Below are 24,586 nucleotides of genomic sequence, written 5' to 3' on the forward strand. Positions count from 1 at the left end.
GATGTTCGAGGTAGGCTCGTTCAACTGTTCGGGCTTATAGCCAGAGCGGAGAGGTGAATGGCGGTTCTGCTGCTACACGTGCTTATCAACACTGCTGCTGAACAACCTGCCATTCACCGCTCTCACCTCAGATTCTATTCCTTCTTCTAGACACAAGCTGCCGAAGGCTGCGTCCAGGACCCGCGCGACTTTCCTGGAACTACGCGGCGGCCATGACGCGGCCTGCGGCCGCTGCTACGGGGTTATGCCAAACGTTCGGTGGGGTTGTAGGGGGCGGGGTCGATGATCGGCTCACGCCCCAGCATCAGGTCGGCGAATAGCTGGCACGAGGCCGGCGCCAGCACCAGGCCGTTGCGGTAGTGGCCGCAGTTGAGCCACAGGCCCTCGAAACCTTCCAGCCGGCCAATGAACGGGATGCCTTCCGGCGACCCCGGCCGCAAGCCCGCCCAGTGTTTCACCGGCGTCGCCTGCGCCAGCGCCGGCAACAGTTCCACGGCCGAAGCCTTGAGGCTCTCCAGCGCGCTGACGGTCGGCGTCTTGTCGTAGCCTTCATGCTCCAGCGTGCTACCCACCAGGATATGCCCGTCGCGCCGCGGGATCGCATAGCGCCCCTTGGCCAGCACCATGCTCGGCAGGAAGTCCGCCTCGCACTTGAACAAAATCATCTGGCCCTTCACCGGCTCCACCGGCAGGCGCACGCCCAGGCTTTCCAGCAGATCGCCGCTCCAGGCGCCAGCGGTCAGCACCACCTGGTCTGCACGCAGCGCGCCCTCGGCCGTGTCCACCCCAACCACCGCCTGCCCGTCGCGCAGGAAGCCGCGCACCTCGCAATGCTCACGCACGCTAACGTTGGCGCAGGCCTGCAGCGCCGCCTTCAGCGACTTCACCAGGCGCGGGTTGCGCACGTTGGCCACGTCGGCCATGTACACCGCGCTGCGGTAGCCACCGCCCAGCACCGGCACGTCGTCGTAGGCGGCGGAAATATCCACCTTGCTCAGCGGCCGGTTCAGCCGCGCCGCCCAGGCCAGGGCCTCGTCCTCGTCGGGCAGGTCCAACCAGTACAGGCCGGTGGTATGCACCTCGGGGTCGATGCCGGTGTCGGCAAACAGCCGCGCACCCAGTTGCGGGTAGAAGTCCTGGGACCAATGCGCCAGCGCCGTCACTGCGGCGCTGTAGCGCCAGGGGTACAGCGGCGAGACGATGCCGCCGCCCGCCCACGAGGACTCCTGGCCCACGCCTGAACGGTCTAGCAGGGTGATGTGGCCCACGTGGGGAGCCAGGTTGAGGGCGGTCAGTAGGCCGATGACGCCGCCGCCGACGATGATCAGTTCTTGTTGTGTGGGCATGCTTGGTCCAAGGGTGAAAAGGTGATCAACGGCCCCAGCAGGTCGCAACGGTGACACCAGAGCCGGTGCCGCTAATAGAGCGGGTACCATCCTGAAGCAGGGTAAAAGTTCCGCAGGCATCAGAGGCCATCAGCGTACCGGCGATGGGCGTGGCCGTCAGCGAATAGGTAGTACTTGTGGGACGCGAAAGGGCAACCGAGTACCACGCATTGCTCGAAGGCGGCGTAAATACTGCCGTGGGCGCCGTGGTGACATCTGCGTAGCTACCGTACTTCGAGTTCCAGCGCTCGAGGTTTTGCGCAGTCTCCGACATCAACTCGACAATTTCCGCGCGGTGCGTGCGCTTTACGTAGTTGGTGTAGGAGGGATAGGCAATGGCGGCCAGGATGCCGACGATTGCTACCACGATCATCAGCTCGATCAAGGTAAAGCCGCGTGTCTTGCTATTCATGCTCATGTTCCTTCATTGAATTTGCCGCCACATGATCCGCCCCGGCGACGTGGTAATCCCCAGTTCCCCTTGGGACCTTTTCTCGCCGCTGGACAGGTTGACGATCTTCACCTGGGCACCATTGGTGGAAAGGATGCCGTTGACGTTGGGAATACCCGTCGAGTAATAAACCCCAGCGACGATAGTGTCACTGGAATTGACCAGCAGATCCCCCGTGGTGTCCAGCACCGGGTAGCTGAACATGCTGCCATTGATGGCGTCCAGCTCCACAAGGTAGCCCGAGCCCTGGCTGGAACAGGGGTCGGTGGTATCGACGTAGGCCGTGGTGAAGATGATCCGCCCGTTGGTGGTCAGGGCCGGGTAGATCACCCGCTGGCCGGTCAGTTGGGTACCCAGCACCAGCGGCAGGTACCAGCCCTTGAGCGAGGCATAGTTGGTGGCCGTCGTGGATGTGAGCAAGTACTGGCTGGTGCCCACGGTGGTGATGGCAGTTATCGACTGGGGCTGCAAGTTGGCCACAGTGTAGTTGCCGGCACCGTTGTCGGCGTCCCATACCGCGTAGAACCCCTGGGCGGCGGTGGTGGTCTTGTCCGCTGTTTCCAGCAGCTTGCCAGTGCCGAAATACACCATCTTGCCGCTGGTGGTGTTGTTGATCAGCAGCGGTTGCGCGGTGATGGGCTGGTTGGCGCCGCCTGGGGCGGTGAACAGCGGGTTGCCGGAAAACGCCACGCCCCAGCTGGCCGTGGAAGTGCTGCTGAGGTCGAACTTCCACATGTGCCCCAGCAGGTCGCCGCCGTAGGCAGCCTGCACCACGTTGGAGGCGTTGACCTTGAGCTTCACCGACGACAGCCCATTGCTGCCATTGGTGCTCTCGGCGACGATCTCCTTGATCAGCGCACCGGTGGCCAGGTTCACCACGAACAGCGAAGCCACGCCTTTGGTGCTGCCATAGCCGTTGGCGATGAACGCGGCCCAGGTGCCATCGGGCATGCGCGCCACTTCCGGCTTCGAATAGGCGTAACCCAGGTTGGCGAACGCCGTGGCGGTGTCGGGGCGCAATTCCCACAGCGCCTTGACCACGTTGCCGGCGGTGGCGTCGTACAGCTGGATAGCCTCGTAGGCCTTGCCACCGGCCCCGGTGCCTCCCAGGGCCAGGGTCTTCCAGCCGCTGTTGATCTGCGCATCGTAGATGCCTATCTGCCCATCGTTGAGGAACGCGTGGGCAGTGCCATTGATGTAGCCGGTGTCCGACACCTTGTACAACGATGCCAGCGCCGTCGAGGGCATGTAGGCGTAGGTCCGCGCGCCTGTCGCGGCGTTGAGGACGTTGGTGTAGCCGTCGTTGGCATTCACCACCAGGCTGGCGGTCATGCCGGCGGCCTTGGTGGCCAGGTAGGCCGTGTAGGTGGTGTCGTTGGTGAGGTCCGAAGCGGTTTGCGCGGTGGGCGACGCCAGGGCCAGGGTCGAGTTGATGATATCGCCCATCAGCACGCTGCGCGTGCGCAGCCCGGTGATGTTGGTGCCCTGGCTCCAGGCCACCAGGTTGGCACCGGTGATGCCGGTAGGCAGGTTGGCGTTGAGCACCGCCTGCTGCGCGCTCGAGTAGTTGCCGTAGGCCATGGTGATGGGGGCGGCGGTGCTGGTGTTGTACGACTCGAACAGCGGCGTGATGGTGCCCACCGCCATGCTGGTGTTGGTGGTCCAGGTGGGCGTGGTGCCGATGACCCCGGTGCTGCTGAGTGGGTAGTTGTTGACGATGCCGCGCCAGTCCACCGGGTCATACAGGGTCTGGTAGTAGGCGGTGCTCGCGCTCAGGGTGGATGAACTAGTGGTACCGGCGCCCCCGGAACCCGCCTTGGAGGTGATGTCGCTCAACGCCGAGGACAACGCGGTGGTCAGGGTAGCGCTGTCGGTGGCCAGGTAATACTTGCCGTGGCCATAGCTGGCGGTGTCGAGCAGCATCTGGTTGCTGGCGGTGAAACCCACGGCGTAGGTCGACATGTTCTGCGTGGGGAAATCCACCGCGTCCCAGCTCTTGCCGGCGGCATCGGTGCCGTTGCTGGTAGTGCGCATGTCGATGTCGTAGGCGAACTTGGCAAGGTCATCGAGGTACAGCGTGTCGCCCTCGGCATCGCCGTTGAGGTTGTTGCCGTCGTTGTTGATGCCGTCCCAGTTGGGCAGGTTTTTGCCACCCAGAGGATCGTTGGTCGGGAACGTCCGGTCATAGGTGGGCAGGCCGTCGGTGATGACCACGCCGAAGTTTTTCTGGCAGCGCCACTGGATGGGGCTGGTATAGGTGTTGGGCGTGGAGTTGTAATACGGCGCCATGCCGCGCATGTAGCGGGTGATTTCGTAGTAGGTCTCTGCCAGCGGCGTGTTTGAACTGGCGGTCAGCGCGGCGATGGAGTTCTTCAGGTTGTTGAAGTTGCTGTCCGCCGTGGCCTGGCTGACAGCGGTCACCGTACCGCTTGCCGCCACCGGCGACAGGTCACTGATGGCCTGGGCGATCTTGCCGCCGGGGCCGGGGTCGGAGTTGGTCGGCGGGTTGAAGGTGGCCAGGCCGATGCGCAGCGCCCGATTGGCGGTGATCAGGCTGGTGGCCACGCTGATGGCCGTGAGGATCCGCGTGCTGTTGGTCACCGTGATGGTGTTGCCAGCGATGGCTTGCGCTACCAGATAGTTGATGTAGTTGATCGGGTAGCGGGTCAGGCCGCTGCCACGGGGGTCGGGCAGCGTCAGGCAGAGCACGGTGGTGGCGTTCTTGTAGAACGAATATTGACCGCTGCTGCAGTAGGAGGTGCTGAGATTGCCCACGAACACGTAGTCGGCGCTGCCATTGCTGATGGCACTGCCAGGCGCGTAGCCACCGCAGACAAACAGGAAGCAAGAGCGCGTGACCGAATAGCTGGTCGGGTATGTGAGGGCCGAGTTGAAGCCCGAGTCCATCAGGATGCTGTCCATGCTGCCGGAGTTGTCCACCAGCAGCATGAGGTTGGGCGGCACGGCGGCAGCGCTCAACAGCGGCGAGGTCGAGGGTGCGAACGCGTCAGCGGGGGTGCCGATGAACAGGGTCAGCACCAACCCCATGAGCAGGCTCAGCCACCGCGGCAATGGCTGCTTTTTACTTGACATAGATACTCTCCACCACGCTGCGCGGGTTGGTCGTGGCTACGGCAGTGAAACCAATGGCCGTGATGCGGTAGAGCGAGGCGCTGGTGGTACCCGAGGTGTTGTTCACCGGATCGCTGGTGGTGCCCACCAATTGCACGCCATAGAAACCGGTGGTGCCCACGGCGACCCAGGTGATGCCCGCAGTGCCGTACACCCCGGCCGCGGTGACGTTGTTGTAGTCCGACGCTGGCGGCGGCGCGCAGCCGGCGACGCCGGAGCAAGCCGTGAGGCTGTACGAGGTGGCAGCCACCGCGTTCTCGCCCACGCGCAGTGCGGCTTCGGCAGCCTGGAAGGTGGTGTTACGGGTCTGCACACTGTTGGCCATTTTTTCCTGCATCGTCGCGTTTTGCATGGACGAGACGCCGATCATGGTGATCAGCAGGAGCATGACCAGCGCTATAAGCAGCACCATGCCCTGTTGCCGGCGTGCGCCTGGGGCGCGATGGATGTGTCGCAAATTGCTCATGGCGCCTCCGTCAGGGTAAGCGATTACGAATGCCAGCCACCGCCGAGAATGCGCGCGGCTGCAGGCGACCTTTGGGATCGGTCAGGGTAATGCTGATTCGCACGCTGCGAATCAGCCCCGGCAATGTGGGCGTGGCATTGTACGAACTGATTGGGGTGCTCAAGCTGGTGTCGGTTGCCATGCCAAACAACACGTTGAACGCACTGACGTTGCTCAGCAGCGTGTAAGCAGTTCCCGCGACCGTGGTGGTGAGCGTCTGGGTTGCACTGTTGTAGGTGTAGATGACCTTGCGGATGGGCAGGGCAATCTGCCCTGTGCCCGCAGCCTTCGCCCCCCCATACACGGTGGCCGGGCTGCTTACACAGTCGGTGAGAATCGTCCAGTTAGGCGTGCCGCCATTGCTGCCAACGTCGCCCGTGATCAGCGTCAGCACCTGTGTGGTGCCCGTGGTGACATAGCTGATGGGCGTCGCTGCCGCGAGCAGGTAGTCGGGAGCACTGGCATCAGGGGTTACGGTGGCAATGCATCCGAACATGCCGACCATCCGCACTTCCTGCAGTATTTTGCTCAGGCCATAGCGCGCATCTTCCTGCATGGCAGCTGCGGAATTCTGACTGAGGTAAGTATTTTTCGCCGAGACGAATACTTGCGAAACGCCTAACAGGATGATCAGCCCCAGGGTCAATGCCACCATCAACTCGATCAGGCCGAAACCGGCCGACTGCTTCTTCATTGGGTCACCGTGGCGTTATTGAAGGCGCGGGAGACCAGCGTGAAGGTCTGCAGGGTGGCGCTGTTAGTGGCCGCGTTGGCATTTATGGCATTGATCGTCGTCCCGGCGCGGCTGTCATCCCAGGTGATGGTTATGGTGATCACGTTGTTGGCAATGCTGATAGTGCCATCTGCCGAACTCCCCAGAATGGCGACATTGCCCTTGAAGTCCGACCAGTCAAACAGCCGGGGGTTGCTCAGATCCGTCGTGGTGGCCGCCGCCTTGGCGGAGGCCAGGGAATAGTTCACCGCGTTGTTGGCCCGGATACGATCCAGCATGTCATAGGCAATGAAGCTTGCTTGGGTTCGCATGGACGAACTGTCAGTATATTTCAGCGCGTTGAGTTGGATTGCCGCCGCGCCTAGTAAGCCGACGCAGAGCACCAGCACAGCTACCATGACCTCGATCAGGGAAAAGGCCCGCTGGGAATGTTTCAGGCTCATGAGCATGTCCCGTTCAATACTACCCTGCCGTTCAGGCACACCCCCAAGTTGCGGGTCACCGGCCCCTGGGTGTAGGTCAGCGTCAACGCGGCGGCAGGATACGCCAGCCCACCCAGGTTATTGAATTCGATATAGCCGGGCGCGGTGTTGAAGGACAGGGCCGAGCTTGCCGCCATGGCCGGGATCACACGCAGGGTGGTACCGGCAGAACTCAGGGTAATGTTCAGGGCGCCGGTCCATACGCCTGTAGTTGCGGGGGTAACCCGTACGCTCAAACCACGATTGATCGCCTCCAGGCGCGTGTAATTGAGTGCGCGGTAAAAGTCTCCGGTTTCCGTGTCTGCCCGGTTCTTGGAAATGATGGAGGTGTACGACGGCAAGGCGAGGGACACCATTATCGCCAACACCACCAGCGCCATCAGCAGCTCCACCATGGTAAATCCATTACGTCTTGAATCCATTTTCCCCACTCCCCCCGGATGCGCTGGACTATAAACCAGCAGTGCCTGCGCCAAAGCACGGCACAGGATATACGGTTGTTCCAGAGGGATCAGCGTTCATCTGTACAAAGACGTCTCGGCTTTGCCACGCAAGGAGCACCGGCATGCACCAACAAGGTTTTTCACTGCTGCAATTGATGATCGCCACGGCGGTCGCCGGGGTACTGATGCATCTGGCCGTGCCCCACTACCAGGGCATGACCCAGGCGCTGCGCCGCCAGGTGCTGGCGCAGGAGCTGCACGACAGCCTGCGTGCCGCGCGCAGCGAGGCGGTGCTGCGTGGCCGCGATGTGCTGATGCATCCACTGGAAGGCAACTGGGCCAACGGCTGGCGGATCGTGGTGGCGCCTGACGAGGCAGTGCTACGGGTGCACCAGGGCAACCCCAAGGTGCGGGTGCAAGGCAACGGCCCGGTGCGTGGGCAGGTGCGCTTCAATGCCAATGGCTGGGGAAGGCTGGAAGGCGGCGGCTTTCTGGCCGGTACTATCCATGTGTGCGATGGGCTGGGCTACAGCGATTATCAGGTGGTGGTGGCCATGTCCGGCCGCGTGCACCTGACAAACAAAAGGGCCCATGAGGCCCTTTGTTCAGTACAACGTTCAGATCGCCTTGACGCGTAGTTCCTTGGGCATCGAGAACGTGATGTTCTCCGGGCGGCCGTCCAGTTCTTCGGCGCCCGTCGCGCCCCACGCATGCAGCTGGTCGATCACGCCGCGCACCAGCACTTCGGGTGCCGATGCACCGGCGGTGATGCCGATGCGCTGCACGCCGTCGAACCAGGCCTTTTGCATGTCCTCGGCACCGTCGATCAGGTACGCCGGGGTGGCCATGCGCTCGGCCAGCTCGCGCAGGCGGTTGGAGTTGGAGCTGTTGGGGCTGCCCACTACCAGCACCACGTCGCACTCGTCGGCCAGTTGCTTGACCGCGTCCTGGCGGTTTTGCGTGGCGTAGCAGATGTCGTCCTTGCGCGGGCCGCCGATGTTGGGGAAGCGTGCGCGCAGGGCGTCGATGACACGGCTGGTGTCGTCCATCGACAGGGTGGTCTGGGTGACGAAGGCGAGGTTGTCGGGGTTGCGCACATCGAGCGTGGCAACGTCCTTCTCGTCTTCCACCAGGTAGATGCTGCCGCCGTTGCTGGCGTCGTACTGGCCCATGGTGCCTTCCACTTCCGGGTGGCCGGCGTGGCCGATCAGGATGCATTCGCGGCCGTCACGGCTGTAGCGAGCGACCTCGATGTGCACCTTGGTCACCAGCGGGCACGTGGCGTCGAACACCTTCAGGCCACGGCCAGCGGCTTCCTGGCGCACAGCCTGGGAAACCCCGTGGGCGCTGAAGATGACGATGACGTCGTCCGGCACCTGGTCCAGTTCCTCGACGAAGATGGCCCCGCGGTTGCGCAGGTCTTCGACCACGAACTTGTTGTGCACCACTTCATGGCGCACGTAGATCGGCGGGCCGAAGACTTCCAGGGCGCGGTTGACGATTTCGATCGCCCGGTCCACGCCAGCGCAGAAGCCACGGGGGTTGGCGAGTTTGATTTGCATGCTAGGCCTCGTGTCAGCGCGCTGGCGTCAGGCTCAAAGAGCCTTGACGTCGATGATTTCCACTTCGAAGTTCAGGGTCTTGCCAGCCAGCGGGTGGTTGAAGTCGACGGTCACTTGCGCGTCGTCGAACGCTTTCACCACGCCAGGCAGTTCAGTATTGGCCGCGTCGTTGAAAATCACCAGCAGGCCTTCCGACAGCTCCATGTCCTGGAACTGGGAGCGTGGCATGATTTGCACGTTCTGCGGGTTGGGCTGACCGAAGGCGTTCTCCGGCGGCACGACCACGGTGCGCTTGTCCCCGGCCTTGAAGCCGAAGATGGCGGCCTCGAAGCCTGGCAGCAGGTTGCCGTCGCCGACCTTGAACACGGCCGGGGCCTTGTCGAAGGTGCTGTCGACGGTGTCACCGTTTTCCAGGTGCAAGGCGAAGTGCAGGGTCACTTCGGTGTTTTGAGCGATACGCTGCTCAGTCATTGACCGCTTCTCCGGTTTTCTTGCTCTTGAACATATCCAGGGCCAGCATCACGGCGCCCACGGTAATAGCGCTGTCGGCCAGGTTGAACGCCGGGAAGTACCAGCGGTTCTGCCAGTGCACCAGCACGAAGTCGATCACGTGGCCCAGCACGATGCGGTCGTACAGGTTGCCCAGCGCGCCGCCCAGTACCAGCACCAGCGCCACGGCCAGCCAGTTCTCGTTGCGCCCCAGGCGCTTGAGCCACACCAACAGCACGGCGCTGACCACCACGGCGATCAGCGCGAACAGCCAGCGCTGCCAGCCCGAGCTGTCAGCCAGGAAGCTGAACGCGGCACCGGTGTTGTAGGCCAGGGTCCAGCTGAAGTAGTCGGGAATGACCACCATCTGCTGGTACAGGCTCAGGTTGCTCTGGAAGTAGAACTTGCTGGCCTGGTCGAGGACCAGGACCAGCACGCTCAGCCAGAGCCAGCCCAGGCGCCCGAAGCGCCCGGCATCGGCCTTAGGCATAGTGACGTACCTCACCGGCACCGCTGATGTTGTCGACGCAACGGCCGCAGATTTCCGGATGCTCGGCGTTCACGCCGATGTCATCGCGGAAGTGCCAGCAACGGGCGCACTTGGTGTAGCCGGACTTGACCACCTTCAGCTTCAGGCCCGCCACTTCGGTGACCACGGCATCGGCCGGGGCATCGACGAACGGCGCGACCGTGGCCTTGGAGGTGATCAGCACGAAGCGCAGCTCGTTGCCCAGCTTGGCCAGGTCGGCGCTCACGGCTTCATCGGCGTACAGGGTGACTTCGGCCTGCAGGTTGCCACCGATGGCTTTCGCCGCACGCTGGTTCTCCAGTTCCTTGTTGACCGCGGTCTTCACCGCCATCACGCCTTCCCAGTACTGGCGACCCAGCTCGAAGCCTTCCGGCAGTTCGGTCAGGCCCTGGTACCAGGTGTTGAGCATCACCGATTCGTTGCGCTCGCCCGGCAGGTACTGCCACAGCTCGTCGGCGGTGAACGCCAGGATCGGTGCGATCCAGCGCACCAGCGCCTCGGAGATGTGGAAGAGCGCGGTCTGGCACGAACGGCGTGCGGTGCTGTTGGCGCCGGTGGTGTACTGGCGGTCCTTGATGATGTCCAGGTAGAAGCCACCCAGCTCCTGCACGCAGAAGTTGTGGATCTTGGAGTACACGTTCCAGAAGCGGTATTCGCCGTAGTGCTCTTCCAGCTCGCGCTGCAGCAGCAGGGCGCGGTCCACGGCCCAGCGGTCCAAGGCGATCATTTCCTCAGCCGGCAGCAGGTCGGTGGCCGGGTTGAAGCCCGACAGGTTCGACAGCAGGAAGCGCGCGGTGTTGCGGATACGACGGTAGGCGTCGGCGCTGCGCTGCAGGATGGTGTCCGAGACGGCCATTTCGCCCGAGTAGTCGGTGGCCGATACCCACAGGCGCATGATGTCGGCGCCCAGGGTGTCGTTGACCTTCTGCGGGGCGATGACGTTGCCCAGCGACTTGGACATCTTGCGGCCGTTCTCGTCCACGGTGAAGCCGTGGGTCAGCAGCTCGCGGTACGGCGCGTGGTTGTCGATGGCGCAGCCGGTCAGCAAGGAGGAGTGGAACCAGCCGCGGTGCTGGTCGCTACCTTCCAGGTACAGGTCGGCGCGCGGGCCGGTCTCGTGGCCCATCGGGTGCGAACCGCGCAGCACGTGCCAGTGGGTGGTACCGGAGTCGAACCACACGTCCAGGGTGTCGCTGATCTTGTCGTACTGGGCAGCTTCCGCGCCCAGCAGCTCGGTGGCGTCCAGCTTGAACCAGGCCTCGATGCCTTCCACTTCAACGCGCTTGGCGACTTCTTCCATCAGCTCGACGGTGCGTGGGTGCAGCTCGCCGCTTTCCTTGTGCAGGAAGAACGGGATCGGCACGCCCCAGTTGCGCTGACGCGAGATGCACCAGTCCGGACGGTTGGCGATCATCGAGTGCAGGCGCGCCTGGCCCCAGGCCGGGACGAACTTGGTCTCTTCGATGGCTTTGACCGCGCGGTTGCGCAGGGTGGCGCCTTCGACAGGCTGCTTGTCCATGCCCACGAACCACTGCGCGGTGGCGCGGTAGATCAGCGGGGTCTTGTGACGCCAGCAGTGCATGTAGCTGTGGCTGATGGTCTCGGTGTTCATCAGCGCGCCGACTTCGGCCAGCTTGGCGATGATGTTCGGGTTGGCCTTCCAGATGAACTGGCCACCGAAGAACTCCAGCGAGTCCACGTACACGCCGTTGCTCTGCACCGGGTTGAGGATGTCGTCGTTGACCATGCCGTACTTCTTGCAGGTCACGAAGTCGTCTTCACCGTAGGCAGGCGCCGAGTGAACCACGCCGGTGCCGGCGCCCAGTTCCACGTACTCGGCCAGGTAGACTGGCGAAGTGCGGTGGTAGAACGGGTGCTGGAAGTGAATGTTTTCCAGGGCCGAGCCCTTGGCGGTGGCAATCACGTTGCCGGTCAGGCCGTAGCGGCTCAGGCAGGCTTCCACCAGCTCTTCGGCCAGGATCAGCAGGCGGTCACCGACGTCCACCAGGGCGTAGGTGAAGTCGGGGTGCACGTTCAGCGCCTGGTTGGCCGGGATGGTCCACGCGGTGGTGGTCCAGATGACGATGGCGGCGGTCTTTTCCAGGCCCGGCAGGCCGAAGGCGTCGGCCAGGCTCTGCTGGTCGGCGACATTGAAGGCCACGTCGATGGTGTCGGATTTCTTGTCCTGGTATTCCACTTCCGCCTCGGCCAGGGCCGAACCGCAGTCGAAGCACCAGTTCACAGGCTTCAGGCCCTTGAACACGAAGCCGTTCTTGACCATTTCCGCCAGGGCGCGGATCTCGCCGGCCTCGTTGGTGAAGTTCATGGTCTTGTACGGGTTGGCCCAGTCACCCAGCACACCCAGGCGGATGAACTCGGCCTTCTGGCCCTCGATCTGCTCGCTGGCGTAGGCGCGGCACAGTTCGCGGGTCTTGTCGGCACCCAGGTTCTTGCCGTGGGTGACTTCGACCTTGTGCTCGATCGGCAGGCCATGGCAGTCCCAACCCGGCACGTACGGCGCATCGAAGCCGGCCAGGGTCTTGGAACGGATGATCATGTCCTTGAGGATCTTGTTGACCGCATGACCGATGTGAATGCTGCCGTTGGCGTACGGAGGACCGTCGTGCAGGACGAACTTTGGACGGTCCTTGCCAATCTCACGCAGCTTCTGGTACAGGCCAATGCTGTCCCAGCGCTGCAGAGTTTGCGGCTCGCGCTGGGGCAGGCCGGCCTTCATTGGGAAGGCGGTGTCCGGAAGGTTTAGCGTGGCTTTGTAGTCGGTCATTTCAGGCTCTTGGGTTAGCAGTTGGCCGATGCTCAAGGGCATAGGCTCGGGCGGCGGCGACATCCGCATCGATCGCCGACTTCAGCGCCTCAAGGGAGGCGAAACGCTGCTCATCACGCAGCTTGTGGTGGAATACCACCGTCAAACGCCGGCCATAGAGGTCACCGGCAAAGTCCAGCAAATGTACTTCCAGGTGGGCACTGCCATCACCTGCAACGGTTGGCCGCACGCCTATGTTGGCGACTCCCGGCCATAGCGTGCCGTCGATTTCGGCGCTTACCTGGTATACCCCGGTAAACGGCACGCGACGGCGCTTGAGCTGCACGTTGGCGGTGGGCCAGCCCAGTTGGCGGGCCAGCTTCTGGCCGTGCAGCACCCGCCCGGCAATGCGGTACGGGCGGCCGAGCAGTTGCTCGGCCAGGGAAAAATCGGCGGCGGCCAGGGCCTTGCGCACCTGCGTGCTGCTGACGCGCACGCCATTAAGCTCGACGGTCTGCGCCGCTTCCACGGTGAAGCCCTGGACCACGCCTGCCTGCATCAGGAAGTCGAAGTCGCCCAGGCGGTCGCAGCCGAAGCGGAAGTCATCCCCCACTTCCAGGTGCTGCACGCCCAGGCCATCGACCAATATGGTGTCGACGAACTCGGCGGCGCTGAGCTTGCTCAGGCGCTGGTTGAAGGCCAGGCACAACACGCGGTCGACGCCCTCCTCGGCCAGCAGCGCGAGCTTGTCACGCAGGCGCGCCAGGCGTGCCGGGGCCGTCTCGGGGGCGAAGTACTCGCGCGGCTGCGGCTCGAAGATCACCACGCAGCTGGGCACGCCCAGCTCCCGGGCACGCTCGCGCAGCCGCGCCAGGATAGCCTGGTGGCCACGGTGAACACCGTCAAAGTTGCCAATAGTGGCGACACAGCCCCGATGTTGGGGCCGCAGGTTGTGGAGGCCTCGAACCAGCTGCATAACGCGCTTCTTGCTCATAAAGTGGCCGATTATAACCACACACGGGCGCTGGCGACAGGCGCCACCGCCCGCCATGGGGCACTAAACCGGAAAACCGACGCCGGACGGTCAGGCCAGCCCGCGGCGGGCAAAGTCCCGCAGCCGGAAGCCGAACGCGAACAGCACACCGAAATACACTACCACGCCTGTCAATACCAGGGCGCCCAGGCGCAGGAAACGCGCCAGCATCTGGCCGTCGGACCAGGCCGGCATATAGTGCATCAAGCCCAGCAGCACGGCGGCCATGGCAATTACTGCCAGCAACAGCTTGACGAAAAATTTCATCCAGCCCGGCTGCGGCTGGAACATGTCCTGCTTGCGCAGTTGCCAGAACAGCAGCCCGGCGTTCAGGCAGGCACCGCCGCTGATAGCCAGGGCCAGGCCGGCGTGGGCCAGTGGGCCGATGAACACCAGGTTCATCAATTGCGTGGCCACCAGGGTAAAGATGGCGATCTTCACCGGCGTGCGGATGTTCTGCTGGGCATAGAAGCCGGGGGCCAGCACCTTGATCAGAATGATCCCCAGCAGGCCCACCGCGTAGGCAATCAGTGCGCGCTGGGTCATGGAGGCGTCGAAGGCGTCGAACTTGCCGTACTGGAACAGCGCCACGGTCAGCGGCTCGGACAGCAGCGCCAGGGCCACGGAACACGGTAGCACCAGCATGAAACACAGGCGCAGGCCCCAGTCCAGGATGCGCGAGTATTCCTGGCGGTCGCGGTTGGCGTAGGTCTTGGCCAGGGTGGGCAGCAGGATGGTGCCCAGGGCCACGCCCAGCACGCCGGACGGCAGCTCCATCAGCCGGTCGGCGTAGTACATCCACGACACCGAGCCCGCCGCCAGGAACGAGGCGAAGATGGTGTTGATGATCAGCGAGATCTGGCTCACCGACACACCCAGGATCGCCGGCCCCATCTGCTTCATCACCCGCAGCGCGCCAGTGTCGCGCCAGCTGAAACGCGGCAGCACCAGCATGCCGATCTTCTTCAGGTGCGGCAGCTGGTACAGCAGTTGCGCCAGGCCACCGGCCAGCACGCCCCAGGCCAGCACCATGATGGGCGGGTGGAAATAGGGGGTCAGGAACAGCGCGAAGATGATCTGCGCGATGTTCAGCAGCGTCGGGGTGAAGGCCGGCACCGAGAAACGGTTCCAGGTGTTGAGAATGGCGCCGACGAACGATGACAGCGAGATCAGCAGGATATAGGGGAAGGTCACCCGCAGCAGGTCAGCCGTGAGCTGGAATTTTTCCGGCGTGTCGGCGAAACCCGGGGCCGTGACCCAGATGACGAACGGCGCGGCGATCATCCCCGCCACCGTCACCAGGGCCAGCACCAGAGTCAGCATGCCGGCTACATAGGCAATGAAGGTGCGCGTGGCCTCCTCGCCCTGCTGGCTCTTGTACTCGGCCAGGATCGGCACGAAGGCCTGGGAGAAAGCCCCTTCGGCGAAGATCCGCCGCAGCAGGTTGGGCAGCTTGAAGGCAATGAAAAAGGCGTCGGTAGCCATGCCGGCGCCGAAGATACGGGCGATCAGGGTGTCGCGCACGAAGCCCAGCACCCGCGAGATCATGGTGATGGAGCTGACCGCAGCCAGTGACTTGAGAAGATTCATCGAAAGATTTTTCTGCCTTCTGGACGAAAGAGCAGCGCGAGAATGCGCCCAACTGTGCGATACTCCGCGCCGCATCAGCAGGCAGAGCCAAAACTCGCGAGTTTACAGGTCATGCGCCAGAAGTGAATCACTTCACTCTGGAGAGTGACCACTCAGCGGAACGTCTCACCCACCCTTGACAATAGATCCAGTCATCGGCATGATTCGCGGCCTATTTTGTTTGCTATTTAAAAAGTCTTTCGAGGAGCTCGACGGTGGCCAACTCACCTTCCGCCAAAAAACGTGCTAAACAGGCTGAGAAGCGTCGCAGCCACAACGCCAGCCTGCGTTCCATGGTCCGCACCTACATCAAGAATGTAGTCAAAGCCATTGACGCAAAAGACGCCGAAAAAGCACAAGCTGCTTACGTTCTGGCCGTGCCAGTTATCGACCGTATGGCCGATAAAGGCATCATCCACAAGAACAAGGCTGCTCGCCATAAAGGCCGTCTGAATGGCCACATCAAAGCACTGGTTCAGGCTGCCGCCTAAGCAATTGCTTGATGTACCAAAAAACCGACCCTAGGGTCGGTTTTTTGTTGCCCGCGATAAAGCTACCGCTTAAAACGTGATCAGGCCCTGAGACACGGCAATGCCGATGGCATGCCCGCGATTGGTCGAGCCCAACTTGTGGCCCGCGTTAGCAATGTGAAAATCCACGGTGCGCTCGGCACAGCCGATGATGCGACCAATTTCCCAACTGGTCTTGCCCATGCTCGCCCAGCCCAGGCACTCCGCCTCCTTGAGCGTCAGGCAGGTCTCTGGCGACTGTTCGATGACCATGCGCCGCTGCAAACCCTCGATCAGGTAGGGCACCAGCATGAACAACATGCCCAGGTCGTCGTCACGCCCAACCTGCACCCCCTCCCCCGCAACATGCGCCACGCTGAGCGCGCCCACCAGCGTCTTGCCGCGCAGCGGAATGCTGACCCCACCCTGCAACCCCTCGGCCGCCAGCGCCTCCCAGTACTCCTTGGTGCGCCCCCGTGCGCGACGCTGGGCACGCTCCCAGAACAGCGGCTTGAGGTGCTGGCGACAGTGGCGAGCAATAGGATCGATGTCCTGGTAGTGCTCACGCTCATAATGCTCCAGCCAGCCACTGGGGAAGTTGGTCAATGGGCGAACAGGCTCGGCCCCCTTGACCGAACCAAACGACATCGAATAATAACGAAAGCTCATGCGCTTCAATATCCGGCGCAATCGCAACTCCCAACCGCGCTGATGAGCACGCCCCGCCAACAAGGCAAAGTCTGCCAGCAATGAACTTTCCAACAGACGAACGCTGTCGACCGACTGATTCGAAATCCGGCTTTTCATATTATTTCGCACTCAATTTACACTGCAACCATTACAAGGGGGACAGCGCTATCCCCCTCCATGGCAACACCCACGACCCATGGGCCCTGCCGTCGCGCCGGCGTGCGACGGGCGGGACACTACGCATGGACGGAAAACGTGTCAATGCGCCGAAACACTTTGGATTAGCCGGGAAGTGCAACCCTGGAAAGTGAATAGCGAGGGAACATTCAGCATTGAATCAAGGCGCCAAGCTTTGTTTCAACGGGTTAAAAAGATGTTTTCGAAAAATAGCCGACAGCAACCCACATAACAAAATTTCCGCCGCAGCAATACTGTGCTTTCCCCAAGGAAACCAACCCCCCTTATTAATCACAGATTAATTAATAACAATAATATTCAAGAGGGAATAATAGTCCCGCACATTAATCCCGCACATAAAAAACGGCGAGCAATGCTCGCCGTTATGTGCAGCCGTTAGACCAGGCCCGGTTATGGCTGGGCCCAGGGCAGGATCGGAATGGCCGTCACCGCATTCTGCGGGCTACCCTCGATCAGGCGGTCGCTGTACACCAGATACACCAAAGTGTTGCGCTTCTTGTCCAGGAAGCGCACCACCTGCATGGTCTTGAATACCAGCGAGGTGCGCTCCTTGAACACCTCCTCGCCATCCTTCAGGTCATCAAGCAGGTGGATCGGCCCCACCTGCCGGCAGGCGATCGACGCTTCGGCACGGTCCTCGGCCAGGCCCAGGCCGCCCTTGATGCCACCGGTCTTGGCGCGCGACAGGTAGCAGGTCACGCCCTGCACCTTGGGATCATCAAAGGCCTCGACGACGATACGGTCGTTGGGGCCCACGAACTTGAACACCGTCGACACCTGGCCAATTTCCTCGGCCAAGGCAAACAACGGCAACGCCAGCAGCAGCCCGACCGCCGCCTTGATGATCACGCGCATGAGTATTCCTCAGACCAGAATGAGATTGTCGCGGTGCACCAGCTCCGGCTCGGCGATGTAGCCCAGCAGGCGCTCGATGACCTCGGAGGACTGGCCGATGATCTTCTGCGCCTCGGCAGCGCTGTAGTTGGCCAGGCCGCGCGCCACTTCACGCCCATCGGGCGCCAGGCACACCACCATCTCGCCACGGCGGAAACCGCCCTGCACACCCTTCACGCCTACCGGCAGCAGGCTCTTGTGACCTTCCAGCAGGGCCTGCACGGCACCAGCGTCCAGGGTCAGGGTGCCACGCGTCTGCAGGTGGCCAGCCAGCCACTGCTTGCGCGCTGCCAGCATGCCACGCTCGGGCGACAGCAGGGTGCCCAGGCGCTCGCCAGCCTTGAGACGGTCCAGCACGCGCTCCAGGCGCCCACCAACGATAATGGTATGGGCACCGGAACGGGCAGCCAGGCGCGCGGCACGCAGCTTGGTCTGCATGCCGCCGCGGCCCAGCGCGCCACCGGTACCACCCGCCACCGCGTCCAGCGCCGGATCATCGGCACGGGCTTCGTAGATCAGCTGGGCATCGGGGTTGTTGCGCGGGTCGGCGTCGAACATGCCGTCACGGTCGGTGAGGATCACCAGCAGGTCAGCCTCCACCAGGTTGGCCACCAGGGCCGCCAGGGTGTCGTTGTCGCCGAAACGGATCTCGTCGGTGACCACCGTGTCGTTTTCGTTGATGACCGGGATCACCCCCAGCTGCACCAGGGTGCGCAGGGTGCTGCGGGCGTTCAGGTAGCGCTTGCGGTCGGACAGGTCGTCGTGTGTCAGCAGGATCTGCGCCGTGTGCCGCCCATGCTCGGCAAAGCTCGACTCCCAGGCCTGCACCAGGCCCATCTGGCCGATGGCAGCAGCCGCCTGCAGCTCGTGCATGCCACTGGGTCGCTTGGCCCAGCCCAGGCGGCTCATGCCGGCCGCTACCGCGCCTGACGACACCAGCACCAGCTCCACGCCAGCCTCGTGCAGCGCCACCATCTGCTCAACCCAGACGCCCATGGCGGCACGGTCCAGACCCTTGCCGTCAGCTGTCAGCAACGCGCTGCCGATTTTCACGACCCAGCGCTGCGCACCCGTCACCTTGCTCCGCATGTTCTTCCAACCTATGCCCGGGAGAATTAATTCGTAGAAACCAAAACGCCGCTCCCTGGGGAGCGGCGCTGTAGTTTACTACGGGTCCTGCATCAAGCGGTGTGTCAGTTACGACCTCTTCGCGGGCAGAGCCCGCTCCCACAGAGCCCGGGACCGGCCTCAACGCGTGGGAGCGGGCTCTGCCCGCGAAGAAAACACCACCAATCAGTCGCGCACGTAGATGATTTCCGGACCGTCTTCAGCGTCCTCTTCATCCCAGAAGCTGTCGTCCTCGCCAATGTCGTGGACGCTCTTCACGCCGCTGCGGCGCAGGGCACGGGCATCGTCCAGGGCTTGCAGCTGGGCGCGCGCCTCGTCTTCGATGCGCTGGTCCAGGTCACGCAACTCTTCGGCGTAGGCCGGGTCGTTGGCCAGGCGGTCGGCACGGTCTTCCAGGTAGCGCATCAGGTCGCGAGTCAGGCGCTCGGTCCCTTCCTTGGCGATGGCCGAGATCACGTAGACCGGGCCTTCCCACTGCAGGCGCTCGACGATTTCCTTGACGCGCGCCTCGTGCTCTTCTTCCAGGATCTGGTCGCACTTGTTCAGTACCAGCCAGCGCTCGCGCTCGGTCAGCGACGGGCTGAACTTGGTCAGCTCGTTGACGATGACTTCAGCGGCATCGGCCGGGCTGGTTTCATCCAGCGGCGCCATGTCGACCAGGTGCAGCAGCACGCGGGTACGCGCCAAGTGCTTGAGGAAACGAATGCCCAGGCCAGCACCGTCGGAAGCACCTTCGATCAGACCAGGAATGTCGGCGATGACGAAGCTCTTCCAGCGGTCGACGCTGACCACGCCCAGGTTCGGCACCAGGGTGGTGAACGGGTAGTCGGCGACTTTCGGCTTGGCGGCCGACACCGAGCGAATGAAGGTGCTCTTGCCGGCGTTCGGCAGGCCCAGCAGGCCGACGTCGGCCAGCACTTTCATTTCCAGCTTCAGGTCACGCTGCTCGCCCGGCTTGCCTGGCGTGGTCTGGCGTGGCGCACGGTTGGTGCTCGACTTGAAACGGGTGTTACCCAGGCCGTGCCAGCCGCCATGGGCAACCAGCAGGCGCTGGCCGGCCTTGACCAGGTCACCGATGATTTCCTGGGTGGCCGCGTCGATCACGGTGGTGCCGACCGGCACGCGCAGCTCCAGGTCTTCACCCTTCTTGCCAGTGCAGTCGGTGCTGCCGCCGTTCGAACCGCGCTCGGCATCGAAGTGACGGGTGTAGCGGTAGTCCACCAGGGTGTTCAGGTTTTCGTCGGCGATCATGTAGATCGAGCCGCCGTCACCACCATCACCACCGTTGGGGCCACCGTTCTCAATGAACTTTTCCCGGCGGAAGCTCATGCAGCCATTGCCGCCGTCGCCTGCTTTTACCCGGATGGATACTTCATCAACAAATTTCATGAAAAACGCCTCTCGCCTTACGGACGAGCCAAAAAAAGCAAAGACATAAGGCTCTTGCAAAAATGAGCGCGGCGGACCCCATCAACGATACTCGCGCCAGCGGCCCATGCAAACCTTTGCAAGAGACTCACCCCACAAACGAAAAAGCCCCGTCGCGAGACAGGGCTTTCCAAGCGAACTCGCGATTAGGCCGCGACTACGCTCACGTAACGACGACCGAAGGCGCCTTTTACTTCGAACTTGATCACGCCTTCGACTTTAGCGAACAGAGTGTGATCTTTACCCATGCCAACGCCGTAGCCAGCGTGGAATTGGGTGCCGCGCTGACGCACGATGATGTTGCCTGCTTTGATAGCCTGGCCGCCATACATCTTCACGCCAAGGCGTTTGGCTTCTGAGTCGCGACCGTTACGGGTACTACCACCAGCTTTTTTGTGTGCCATGAGTCAATTCTCCTAGTGAGGAATTAGGCTGAAATTAAGCCTGAATACCGGTGATTTTGATCTCGGTGTACCACTGGCGGTGGCCCATGCGCTTCATGTGGTGCTTACGACGACGGAACTTGATGATACGAACCTTGTCGTGACGACCTTGGGAGATCACTTCAGCAACAACGGTAGCGCCAGCAACAACTGGTGCGCCGATGTTGACGTCGTCGCCATTGGCGACCAGCAGAACGCGATCAAAGGTAACGGATTCGCCAGTGGCGACTTCCAGTTTCTCGATCTTCAGGTACTCACCCGGGGCGACTTTGTACTGCTTGCCACCGGTAACAATTACTGCGTAAGACATGGTATTTCTCCGATAATCCTGCTCACCCAGCTCTTTATAAGTAGAGTGTCGGCTGGCATGGCTGCATGGGGTGGAACGACCCAAATGCAATTGCGTAAGGCAGGTGCTGCCCAGGAAGTTCAGGGTGCGCGATTGTACGCAAGCCCCGCCCGCCTTGCAATAGGCCGTCCATCGCGCCTTGACAGGGCCGGACCTGAGACCTAGCATGCCGCGCAACCCTTCTGGAGCACCTGTCGCTGATGCAACCCCAAGCTTTCTACCGCGCGGTGGCGGACGATTTCAACGCCGTCGACGTCATCATCAAGAAGCAACTGACTTCGCGCGTACCGCTGGTGTCGAAAATCGGTGACTACATCACGTCGGCCGGGGGCAAGCGCCTGCGTCCTTTATTGGTGCTGCTGTGCGGCAAGGCCCTGGGGCGCGAAGGCGACCAGTTGCGCCTGCTGGCGGCCACCATCGAATTCCTGCACACCGCCACCCTGCTGCACGACGACGTGGTCGACATGTCCGGCATGCGCCGTGGCCGTTCCACCGCCAACGCCATGTGGGGCAACGCCCCCAGCGTGCTGGTAGGCGACTTCCTGTACTCGCGCTCGTTCGAGATGATGGTCGAGCTGGGCTCGATGCCGGTCATGCGCATCCTGTCCCAGGCCACGCGCGTCATCGCCGAGGGCGAGGTGCTGCAATTATCCAAGGTTCGCGACGCCAGCACCACCGAAGAAGTGTATATGGAAGTTATTCGCGGCAAGACCGCGATGCTCTTCGAAGCGTCCACCCACAGCGCCGCGGCCCTGGCCGAAGCCACGCCAGAGCGGGCCGAAGCGCTGCGCACCTTCGGCGACCACCTGGGCGTGGCCTTCCAACTGGTCGACGACCTGCTGGACTACAAGGGCGACGCCGAAACCCTGGGCAAGAACGTCGGTGACGACCTGGCCGAGGGCAAGCCGACCCTGCCGCTGATCTACACCATGCGCGAAGGCACCGCCGAGCAGGCTGCCCTGGTGCGTCGTGCCATCCAGAAAGGTGGCATCGAGGACCTGGAAAGCATCCGCGCCGCCGTGGAAAGCTCCGGCGCCCTGGCCTACACCGCCAACCTGGCCCGTGACTACGTGAAGCGCGCCATTGCCTGCCTCGACGTGCTGCCGCCCAGCGAATACCGCGATGCGCTGGTCGAGCTGAGCGAATTCGCCGTAGCCCGTACGCACTGATCCTGTAGCCGCTGCCGCCAGGCTGCGCTTGCCCTCATCCTCACTGTAAATCTGCAGTGTACTAGGGGGCCAGCGCAGCCTGCGGCAGCGGCTACGGTGCTTTCGGCTCCTCCTTGGGTTAAAAACCCTATACAATGCGCGCCTTTATTTTGCCCGCACCGAGGATCCCGCGTGAGCACTCTGCCTGCCTGCCCCAAATGCAACTCCGAATACACCTACGAGGACGGCACCCAGCTGGTGTGCCCGGAATGCGCCCACGAATGGTCGGCCAGCGGTGAAGCCGAGGCGGCTGGCGATGACTCGGTGAAGAAGGACGCGGTAGGCAACGTGCTGCAGGACGGCGACACCATCACCGTGATCAAGGACCTCAAGGTCAAGGGCACTTCGCTGGTGGTCAAGGTCGGCACCAAGGTGAAGAACATCCGCCTGTGCGACGGCGATCACGACATCGACTGCAAGATCGACGGCATCGGCCCGATGAAGCTGAAGTCCGAATTCGTCCGCAAGGTCTGAGCCGACGAATGGTTGCGAGGCTGCCCGCTGCGGCCTCCGCCCACCTCCCCCGCCCCGCCGCGACAAAATTGACGCGATAGATCCTTGCTATTCTTTGAATAAGAATTATTCTCATTGAACGCTTTCAAGGAGAATCATCATGACCTATCTCATCGACGCCTGGCTGGACCGGCCACACCCTTACCTGCGCATCCTCCATCGGGAGACGGGCGAAGTGTGTGCGGTGCTGGAAGAAGAAGCGCTGGACGAACTGCGCGACCAGGGTGACCTGGACCTGTCGGGGTTGAGTTCCAGCGAGCCGATCGTGCTCAAGGAGCTGGTGCGCAACCTGTTTCTGTTCTGCTATGCCCGAGCGTTGCGCCCGGTAAGCAGCCTGCATTGAACCCTGCCCCCGTAGCAGCTGCCGCAGGCTGCGTCCGCCACCACCGCGAGTCCGCGGCGCCTGGGACGCGGCCTGGTGGCCGCTGCTACGGGTGAGTAGTGCTTACAGTACGTCCAGCAGCTCTACGTCGAACACCAGCACGCTGTGCGGCGGGATGCTGCCAACGCCCTGGGCACCGTAGGCCAGTTCGCTTGGCACGTACAGGCGCCATTTGCTGCCGGCGTTCATCAGTTGCAGCGCCTCGGTCCAGCCTGCGATCACGCCGCTGACCGGGAACTCGGCCGGCTGGCCACGCTCGTAGGAGCTGTCGAACACGGTGCCGTCGATCAGGGTGCCGTGGTAGTGGGTGCGCACGCTGTCATCGCGCGAAGGCTTGGCGCCTTCACCGGCGGTCAGCACTTCGAACTGCAGGCCCGAAGCCAGGGTGGTGATGCCGTCGCGCTTGGCGTTTTCAGCCAGGAACGCCAGGCCAGCGCCAGCGGCCGCTTCGGCCTTGGCAGCCGCTTCGGCTTGCATCACTTCACGAATGACCTTGAAGCTGGCAGACAGGTCTTCCTGGCTGACGCGGCTTGGCTGGCCATTGAAGGCGTCGGTCAGGCCGGCCAGGATGGCGTCCAGGCTGACACCCGGCGGAGGGTTGTCGCGCAGCTGGTCACCCAGCTGACGGCCAATGCCGTAGCTGACGCGGGTTTCGTCGGTGGACAGGTTTACTTCGGACATCTTCGTGCTCCGCTGCAGGGCCCGGCAGCGGGCAACCATGACGTCGCCTGCCTCCCCGGGCCCAAACCAAAAGGGCAAGCAGACTAGCACACTGAAGTGGCCAGTCCAGCCTGCCTGGGCCGTCAGTGGCGGGAGCGGAAGGAGATGGGCACGCGCAGGTCTTCCTCGGCGCTGTCGCCCAGGCCGCACATCTCGTCGTGCACCGAGCCGTGCACCAGGTGGAACGGCATGGCCGGCAGGGTCTGCAGCAGGTCGCGGGCGTGCTCCACCGAGCGCAGGTGCAAGGCGTGGCCGGTGGCGTCGTTGAGCGGGTGGGACTTGCCGTGCATGCGGGCTTCAAGCAGGTAGATGCCGCCTTCGAGCGAGATCAGGTTGAGCTCGTCGATCATGCCGGCATTGGCGTGGGTGGTCAGTTCCTGAAAATTCATGACTGCACCTCAGGTAATTCGAATGGATGTCACCGCTCATTTTTCGTACAGCGGCGCACAAAGCACAAGGCGGCCGCCACGCCGCCCGTCCGATAGCTGTCGGTCAGTGCTTGGTGATCTTGTCCAGGTAACCCATGGCGAACGCGGACACCACGAAGGTCATGTGGATGATCACGTACCACATCAGGTATTGCGGCTCGATGTTGCGCGCGTCCATGAACATGCGCAGCAGGTGAATCGAGGAGATGGCGACGATGGATGCGGCCACCTTCATCTTCAGCGAACTGGAGTCCATCTTGCCCAGCCAGCTGAGCTTCTCCTCGCCTTCGTCGACGTCCAGCTGCGAGACGAAGTTCTCGTAGCCCGAGAGCATCACCATCACCAGCAGGCCACCCACCAGCGCCATGTCGATCATTGACAGCAGCACCAGGATCAGGTCGGCCTCGCCCATGGAGAACACGTTGGGGATGACGTGAAAGACCTCCTGGAAGAACTTCAGGGCCAGCGCCAGCAGCCCCAGGGACAAGCCCACGTAGATCGGCGCCAGCAACCAGCGCGAGGCGTACATGGTTTTTTCGATAAAGCGTTCCATTGAAAA

General features: G+C 62.7%; 27 protein-coding genes. 5 read left to right on the forward strand and 22 right to left on the reverse strand.

Annotated features, from left to right (window positions below; genetic code table 11):
* Positions 1-242: 242 nt before the first annotated feature.
* From thiO to AC0Z2B_RS28420, 7 genes are read right to left on the reverse strand one after another with little or no spacing between them, the layout of a single operon-like run.
* Positions 243-1,346 carry a glycine oxidase ThiO gene (gene thiO, locus AC0Z2B_RS28390; protein WP_476301092.1) on the reverse strand — a complete coding sequence of 368 codons (1,104 nt, stop codon included), beginning with the start codon at positions 1,344-1,346 and terminating at the stop codon, positions 243-245.
* A gap of 25 nt (positions 1,347-1,371) precedes the next feature.
* Positions 1,372-1,797, reverse strand: coding sequence for a type IV pilin protein (locus tag AC0Z2B_RS28395; protein WP_476301094.1), 426 nt, complete (start codon positions 1,795-1,797; stop codon positions 1,372-1,374).
* 12 nt (positions 1,798-1,809) lie between these two features.
* Positions 1,810-4,929, reverse strand: coding sequence for a pilus assembly protein (locus tag AC0Z2B_RS28400; RefSeq protein WP_476301096.1), 3,120 nt, complete (start codon positions 4,927-4,929; stop codon positions 1,810-1,812).
* Complete coding sequence (locus AC0Z2B_RS28405; protein WP_476301098.1) at positions 4,919-5,434, reverse strand: pilus assembly PilX family protein; 516 nt, start codon at positions 5,432-5,434, stop codon at positions 4,919-4,921. Before AC0Z2B_RS28405 ends, AC0Z2B_RS28400 begins: the two co-directional genes overlap by 11 nt.
* A 10-nt stretch (positions 5,435-5,444) precedes the next feature.
* Entirely contained in the window at positions 5,445-6,167 is a 723-nt protein-coding gene (locus tag AC0Z2B_RS28410) for a PilW family protein (protein ID WP_476301100.1), read from the reverse strand.
* Positions 6,164-6,649 (reverse strand): type IV pilus modification protein PilV, encoded by a 486-nt coding sequence (gene pilV / locus AC0Z2B_RS28415; RefSeq protein WP_476301102.1) that lies wholly within the window; start codon positions 6,647-6,649, stop codon positions 6,164-6,166. The genes AC0Z2B_RS28410 and pilV overlap by 4 nt, the downstream gene beginning before the upstream one ends.
* The gene (locus AC0Z2B_RS28420; protein WP_476301104.1) at positions 6,646-7,110 is read right to left on the reverse strand and encodes a GspH/FimT family pseudopilin; all 465 of its coding nucleotides are present in this window, start codon (positions 7,108-7,110) and stop codon (positions 6,646-6,648) included. Before AC0Z2B_RS28420 ends, pilV begins: the two co-directional genes overlap by 4 nt.
* Positions 7,111-7,253: 143 nt before the next feature.
* Here AC0Z2B_RS28420 and AC0Z2B_RS28425 point away from each other — a divergent pair, with 143 nt between their 5' ends.
* Positions 7,254-7,769: a GspH/FimT family pseudopilin gene (locus AC0Z2B_RS28425; protein WP_476301106.1), complete on the forward strand. Its 516-nt coding sequence runs from the start codon at positions 7,254-7,256 to the stop codon at positions 7,767-7,769.
* Here AC0Z2B_RS28425 and ispH read toward each other — a convergent pair.
* The 6 genes from ispH to murJ all read right to left on the reverse strand — a co-directional run bounded on the left by ispH (position 7,749) and on the right by murJ (position 15,098).
* Entirely contained in the window at positions 7,749-8,693 is a 945-nt protein-coding gene (ispH, locus tag AC0Z2B_RS28430; protein WP_476301108.1) for a 4-hydroxy-3-methylbut-2-enyl diphosphate reductase, read from the reverse strand. The two genes, AC0Z2B_RS28425 and ispH, sit on opposite strands and share 21 nt — an antisense overlap.
* A 33-nt stretch (positions 8,694-8,726) precedes the next feature.
* Positions 8,727-9,164 (reverse strand): FKBP-type peptidyl-prolyl cis-trans isomerase, encoded by a 438-nt coding sequence (gene fkpB / locus AC0Z2B_RS28435; protein WP_416426955.1) that lies wholly within the window; start codon positions 9,162-9,164, stop codon positions 8,727-8,729.
* On the reverse strand, positions 9,157-9,672 hold the full coding sequence (gene lspA / locus AC0Z2B_RS28440; protein ID WP_416426956.1) for a signal peptidase II: 516 nt from the start codon (positions 9,670-9,672) through the stop codon (positions 9,157-9,159). Before lspA ends, fkpB begins: the two co-directional genes overlap by 8 nt.
* Complete coding sequence (gene ileS / locus AC0Z2B_RS28445) at positions 9,665-12,496, reverse strand: isoleucine--tRNA ligase (RefSeq protein WP_476301110.1); 2,832 nt, start codon at positions 12,494-12,496, stop codon at positions 9,665-9,667. The genes lspA and ileS overlap by 8 nt, the downstream gene beginning before the upstream one ends.
* Position 12,497: 1 nt before the next feature.
* On the reverse strand, positions 12,498-13,451 hold the full coding sequence (gene ribF, locus AC0Z2B_RS28450; protein ID WP_476301112.1) for a bifunctional riboflavin kinase/FAD synthetase: 954 nt from the start codon (positions 13,449-13,451) through the stop codon (positions 12,498-12,500).
* A 108-nt stretch (positions 13,452-13,559) separates the two neighbouring features.
* Positions 13,560-15,098, reverse strand: coding sequence for a murein biosynthesis integral membrane protein MurJ (gene murJ, locus AC0Z2B_RS28455; RefSeq protein WP_476301114.1), 1,539 nt, complete (start codon positions 15,096-15,098; stop codon positions 13,560-13,562).
* 254 nt (positions 15,099-15,352) lie between these two features.
* Here murJ and rpsT point away from each other — a divergent pair, with 254 nt between their 5' ends.
* Positions 15,353-15,628, forward strand: a complete 276-nt coding sequence (gene rpsT / locus AC0Z2B_RS28460; RefSeq protein ID WP_027981210.1) for a 30S ribosomal protein S20 — start codon at positions 15,353-15,355, stop codon at positions 15,626-15,628.
* A gap of 69 nt (positions 15,629-15,697) precedes the next feature.
* Here the strand turns inward: rpsT and AC0Z2B_RS28465 are convergent, their stop codons facing one another.
* From AC0Z2B_RS28465 to rplU, 6 genes are all read right to left on the reverse strand, one after another.
* Positions 15,698-16,453, reverse strand: coding sequence for an autoinducer binding domain-containing protein (locus AC0Z2B_RS28465; protein WP_476301116.1), 756 nt, complete (start codon positions 16,451-16,453; stop codon positions 15,698-15,700).
* A 471-nt stretch (positions 16,454-16,924) separates the two neighbouring features.
* Complete coding sequence (locus AC0Z2B_RS28470) at positions 16,925-17,389, reverse strand: CreA family protein (protein ID WP_476301118.1); 465 nt, start codon at positions 17,387-17,389, stop codon at positions 16,925-16,927.
* Positions 17,390-17,398: 9 nt separating this feature from the next.
* Positions 17,399-18,517 carry a glutamate 5-kinase gene (gene proB / locus AC0Z2B_RS28475; RefSeq protein ID WP_416426962.1) on the reverse strand — a complete coding sequence of 373 codons (1,119 nt, stop codon included), beginning with the start codon at positions 18,515-18,517 and terminating at the stop codon, positions 17,399-17,401.
* A gap of 204 nt (positions 18,518-18,721) precedes the next feature.
* Complete coding sequence (gene cgtA / locus AC0Z2B_RS28480) at positions 18,722-19,945, reverse strand: Obg family GTPase CgtA (protein ID WP_416426963.1); 1,224 nt, start codon at positions 19,943-19,945, stop codon at positions 18,722-18,724.
* Between the two features lie 185 nt (positions 19,946-20,130).
* A complete protein-coding gene (rpmA, locus tag AC0Z2B_RS28485; protein ID WP_003281574.1) occupies positions 20,131-20,388 on the reverse strand; it encodes a 50S ribosomal protein L27 in 258 nt (85 codons plus the stop codon).
* Positions 20,389-20,422: 34 nt separating this feature from the next.
* A complete protein-coding gene (gene rplU, locus AC0Z2B_RS28490; protein WP_007950961.1) occupies positions 20,423-20,737 on the reverse strand; it encodes a 50S ribosomal protein L21 in 315 nt (104 codons plus the stop codon).
* A gap of 239 nt (positions 20,738-20,976) precedes the next feature.
* Between rplU and AC0Z2B_RS28495 the strand changes: the two genes are divergently transcribed.
* From AC0Z2B_RS28495 to AC0Z2B_RS28505, 3 genes are all read left to right on the forward strand, one after another.
* A complete protein-coding gene (locus tag AC0Z2B_RS28495) occupies positions 20,977-21,945 on the forward strand; it encodes a polyprenyl synthetase family protein (protein WP_476301120.1) in 969 nt (322 codons plus the stop codon).
* Positions 21,946-22,116: 171 nt separating this feature from the next.
* Positions 22,117-22,458 (forward strand): zinc ribbon domain-containing protein YjdM, encoded by a 342-nt coding sequence (locus tag AC0Z2B_RS28500; protein ID WP_476301123.1) that lies wholly within the window; start codon positions 22,117-22,119, stop codon positions 22,456-22,458.
* 139 nt (positions 22,459-22,597) lie between these two features.
* The gene (locus AC0Z2B_RS28505; RefSeq protein WP_158153825.1) at positions 22,598-22,840 is read left to right on the forward strand and encodes a PA4570 family protein; all 243 of its coding nucleotides are present in this window, start codon (positions 22,598-22,600) and stop codon (positions 22,838-22,840) included.
* A gap of 102 nt (positions 22,841-22,942) precedes the next feature.
* Here AC0Z2B_RS28505 and AC0Z2B_RS28510 read toward each other — a convergent pair whose 3' ends face one another.
* The 3 genes from AC0Z2B_RS28510 to AC0Z2B_RS28520 all read right to left on the reverse strand — a co-directional run bounded on the left by AC0Z2B_RS28510 (position 22,943) and on the right by AC0Z2B_RS28520 (position 24,580).
* Complete coding sequence (locus AC0Z2B_RS28510; RefSeq protein WP_476301125.1) at positions 22,943-23,560, reverse strand: FKBP-type peptidyl-prolyl cis-trans isomerase; 618 nt, start codon at positions 23,558-23,560, stop codon at positions 22,943-22,945.
* A gap of 122 nt (positions 23,561-23,682) precedes the next feature.
* A complete protein-coding gene (locus AC0Z2B_RS28515) occupies positions 23,683-23,988 on the reverse strand; it encodes a DUF6482 family protein (protein ID WP_416426967.1) in 306 nt (101 codons plus the stop codon).
* 103 nt (positions 23,989-24,091) lie between these two features.
* Positions 24,092-24,580: a TIGR00645 family protein gene (locus AC0Z2B_RS28520; protein WP_027981200.1), complete on the reverse strand. Its 489-nt coding sequence runs from the start codon at positions 24,578-24,580 to the stop codon at positions 24,092-24,094.
* Positions 24,581-24,586: the final 6 nt, after the last annotated feature.

The organism is Pseudomonas sp. GYB4201, assembly GCF_056312595.1.

Excerpts from the sequence above, each read along its gene's own strand:
- AC0Z2B_RS28410 (WP_476301100.1), bottom strand. The coding sequence starts at position 6,167 with ATGAAGAAGCAGTCGGCCGGTTTCGGCCTGATCGAGTTGATGGTGGCA.
- pilV (WP_476301102.1), bottom strand. The coding sequence starts at position 6,649 with ATGAGCCTGAAACATTCCCAGCGGGCCTTTTCCCTGATCGAGGTCATG.
- AC0Z2B_RS28425 (WP_476301106.1), top strand. The coding sequence starts at position 7,254 with ATGCACCAACAAGGTTTTTCACTGCTGCAATTGATGATCGCCACGGCG.
- cgtA (WP_416426963.1), bottom strand. The coding sequence starts at position 19,945 with ATGAAATTTGTTGATGAAGTATCCATCCGGGTAAAAGCAGGCGACGGC.
- AC0Z2B_RS28465 (WP_476301116.1), bottom strand. The coding sequence starts at position 16,453 with ATGAAAAGCCGGATTTCGAATCAGTCGGTCGACAGCGTTCGTCTGTTG.
- AC0Z2B_RS28515 (WP_416426967.1), bottom strand. The coding sequence starts at position 23,988 with ATGAATTTTCAGGAACTGACCACCCACGCCAATGCCGGCATGATCGAC.
- murJ (WP_476301114.1), bottom strand. The coding sequence starts at position 15,098 with ATGAATCTTCTCAAGTCACTGGCTGCGGTCAGCTCCATCACCATGATC.
- rplU (WP_007950961.1), bottom strand. The coding sequence starts at position 20,737 with ATGTCTTACGCAGTAATTGTTACCGGTGGCAAGCAGTACAAAGTCGCC.
- ileS (WP_476301110.1), bottom strand. The coding sequence starts at position 12,496 with ATGACCGACTACAAAGCCACGCTAAACCTTCCGGACACCGCCTTCCCA.
- AC0Z2B_RS28505 (WP_158153825.1), top strand. The coding sequence starts at position 22,598 with ATGACCTATCTCATCGACGCCTGGCTGGACCGGCCACACCCTTACCTG.
- AC0Z2B_RS28420 (WP_476301104.1), bottom strand. The coding sequence starts at position 7,110 with ATGGATTCAAGACGTAATGGATTTACCATGGTGGAGCTGCTGATGGCG.
- AC0Z2B_RS28510 (WP_476301125.1), bottom strand. The coding sequence starts at position 23,560 with ATGTCCGAAGTAAACCTGTCCACCGACGAAACCCGCGTCAGCTACGGC.
- AC0Z2B_RS28470 (WP_476301118.1), bottom strand. The coding sequence starts at position 17,389 with ATGCGCGTGATCATCAAGGCGGCGGTCGGGCTGCTGCTGGCGTTGCCG.
- fkpB (WP_416426955.1), bottom strand. The coding sequence starts at position 9,164 with ATGACTGAGCAGCGTATCGCTCAAAACACCGAAGTGACCCTGCACTTC.
- AC0Z2B_RS28495 (WP_476301120.1), top strand. The coding sequence starts at position 20,977 with ATGCAACCCCAAGCTTTCTACCGCGCGGTGGCGGACGATTTCAACGCC.
- AC0Z2B_RS28400 (WP_476301096.1), bottom strand. The coding sequence starts at position 4,929 with ATGTCAAGTAAAAAGCAGCCATTGCCGCGGTGGCTGAGCCTGCTCATG.
- lspA (WP_416426956.1), bottom strand. The coding sequence starts at position 9,672 with ATGCCTAAGGCCGATGCCGGGCGCTTCGGGCGCCTGGGCTGGCTCTGG.
- rpmA (WP_003281574.1), bottom strand. The coding sequence starts at position 20,388 with ATGGCACACAAAAAAGCTGGTGGTAGTACCCGTAACGGTCGCGACTCA.
- AC0Z2B_RS28520 (WP_027981200.1), bottom strand. The coding sequence starts at position 24,580 with ATGGAACGCTTTATCGAAAAAACCATGTACGCCTCGCGCTGGTTGCTG.
- ribF (WP_476301112.1), bottom strand. The coding sequence starts at position 13,451 with ATGCAGCTGGTTCGAGGCCTCCACAACCTGCGGCCCCAACATCGGGGC.
- thiO (WP_476301092.1), bottom strand. The coding sequence starts at position 1,346 with ATGCCCACACAACAAGAACTGATCATCGTCGGCGGCGGCGTCATCGGC.
- proB (WP_416426962.1), bottom strand. The coding sequence starts at position 18,517 with ATGCGGAGCAAGGTGACGGGTGCGCAGCGCTGGGTCGTGAAAATCGGC.
- AC0Z2B_RS28405 (WP_476301098.1), bottom strand. The coding sequence starts at position 5,434 with ATGAGCAATTTGCGACACATCCATCGCGCCCCAGGCGCACGCCGGCAA.
- ispH (WP_476301108.1), bottom strand. The coding sequence starts at position 8,693 with ATGCAAATCAAACTCGCCAACCCCCGTGGCTTCTGCGCTGGCGTGGAC.
- AC0Z2B_RS28395 (WP_476301094.1), bottom strand. The coding sequence starts at position 1,797 with ATGAATAGCAAGACACGCGGCTTTACCTTGATCGAGCTGATGATCGTG.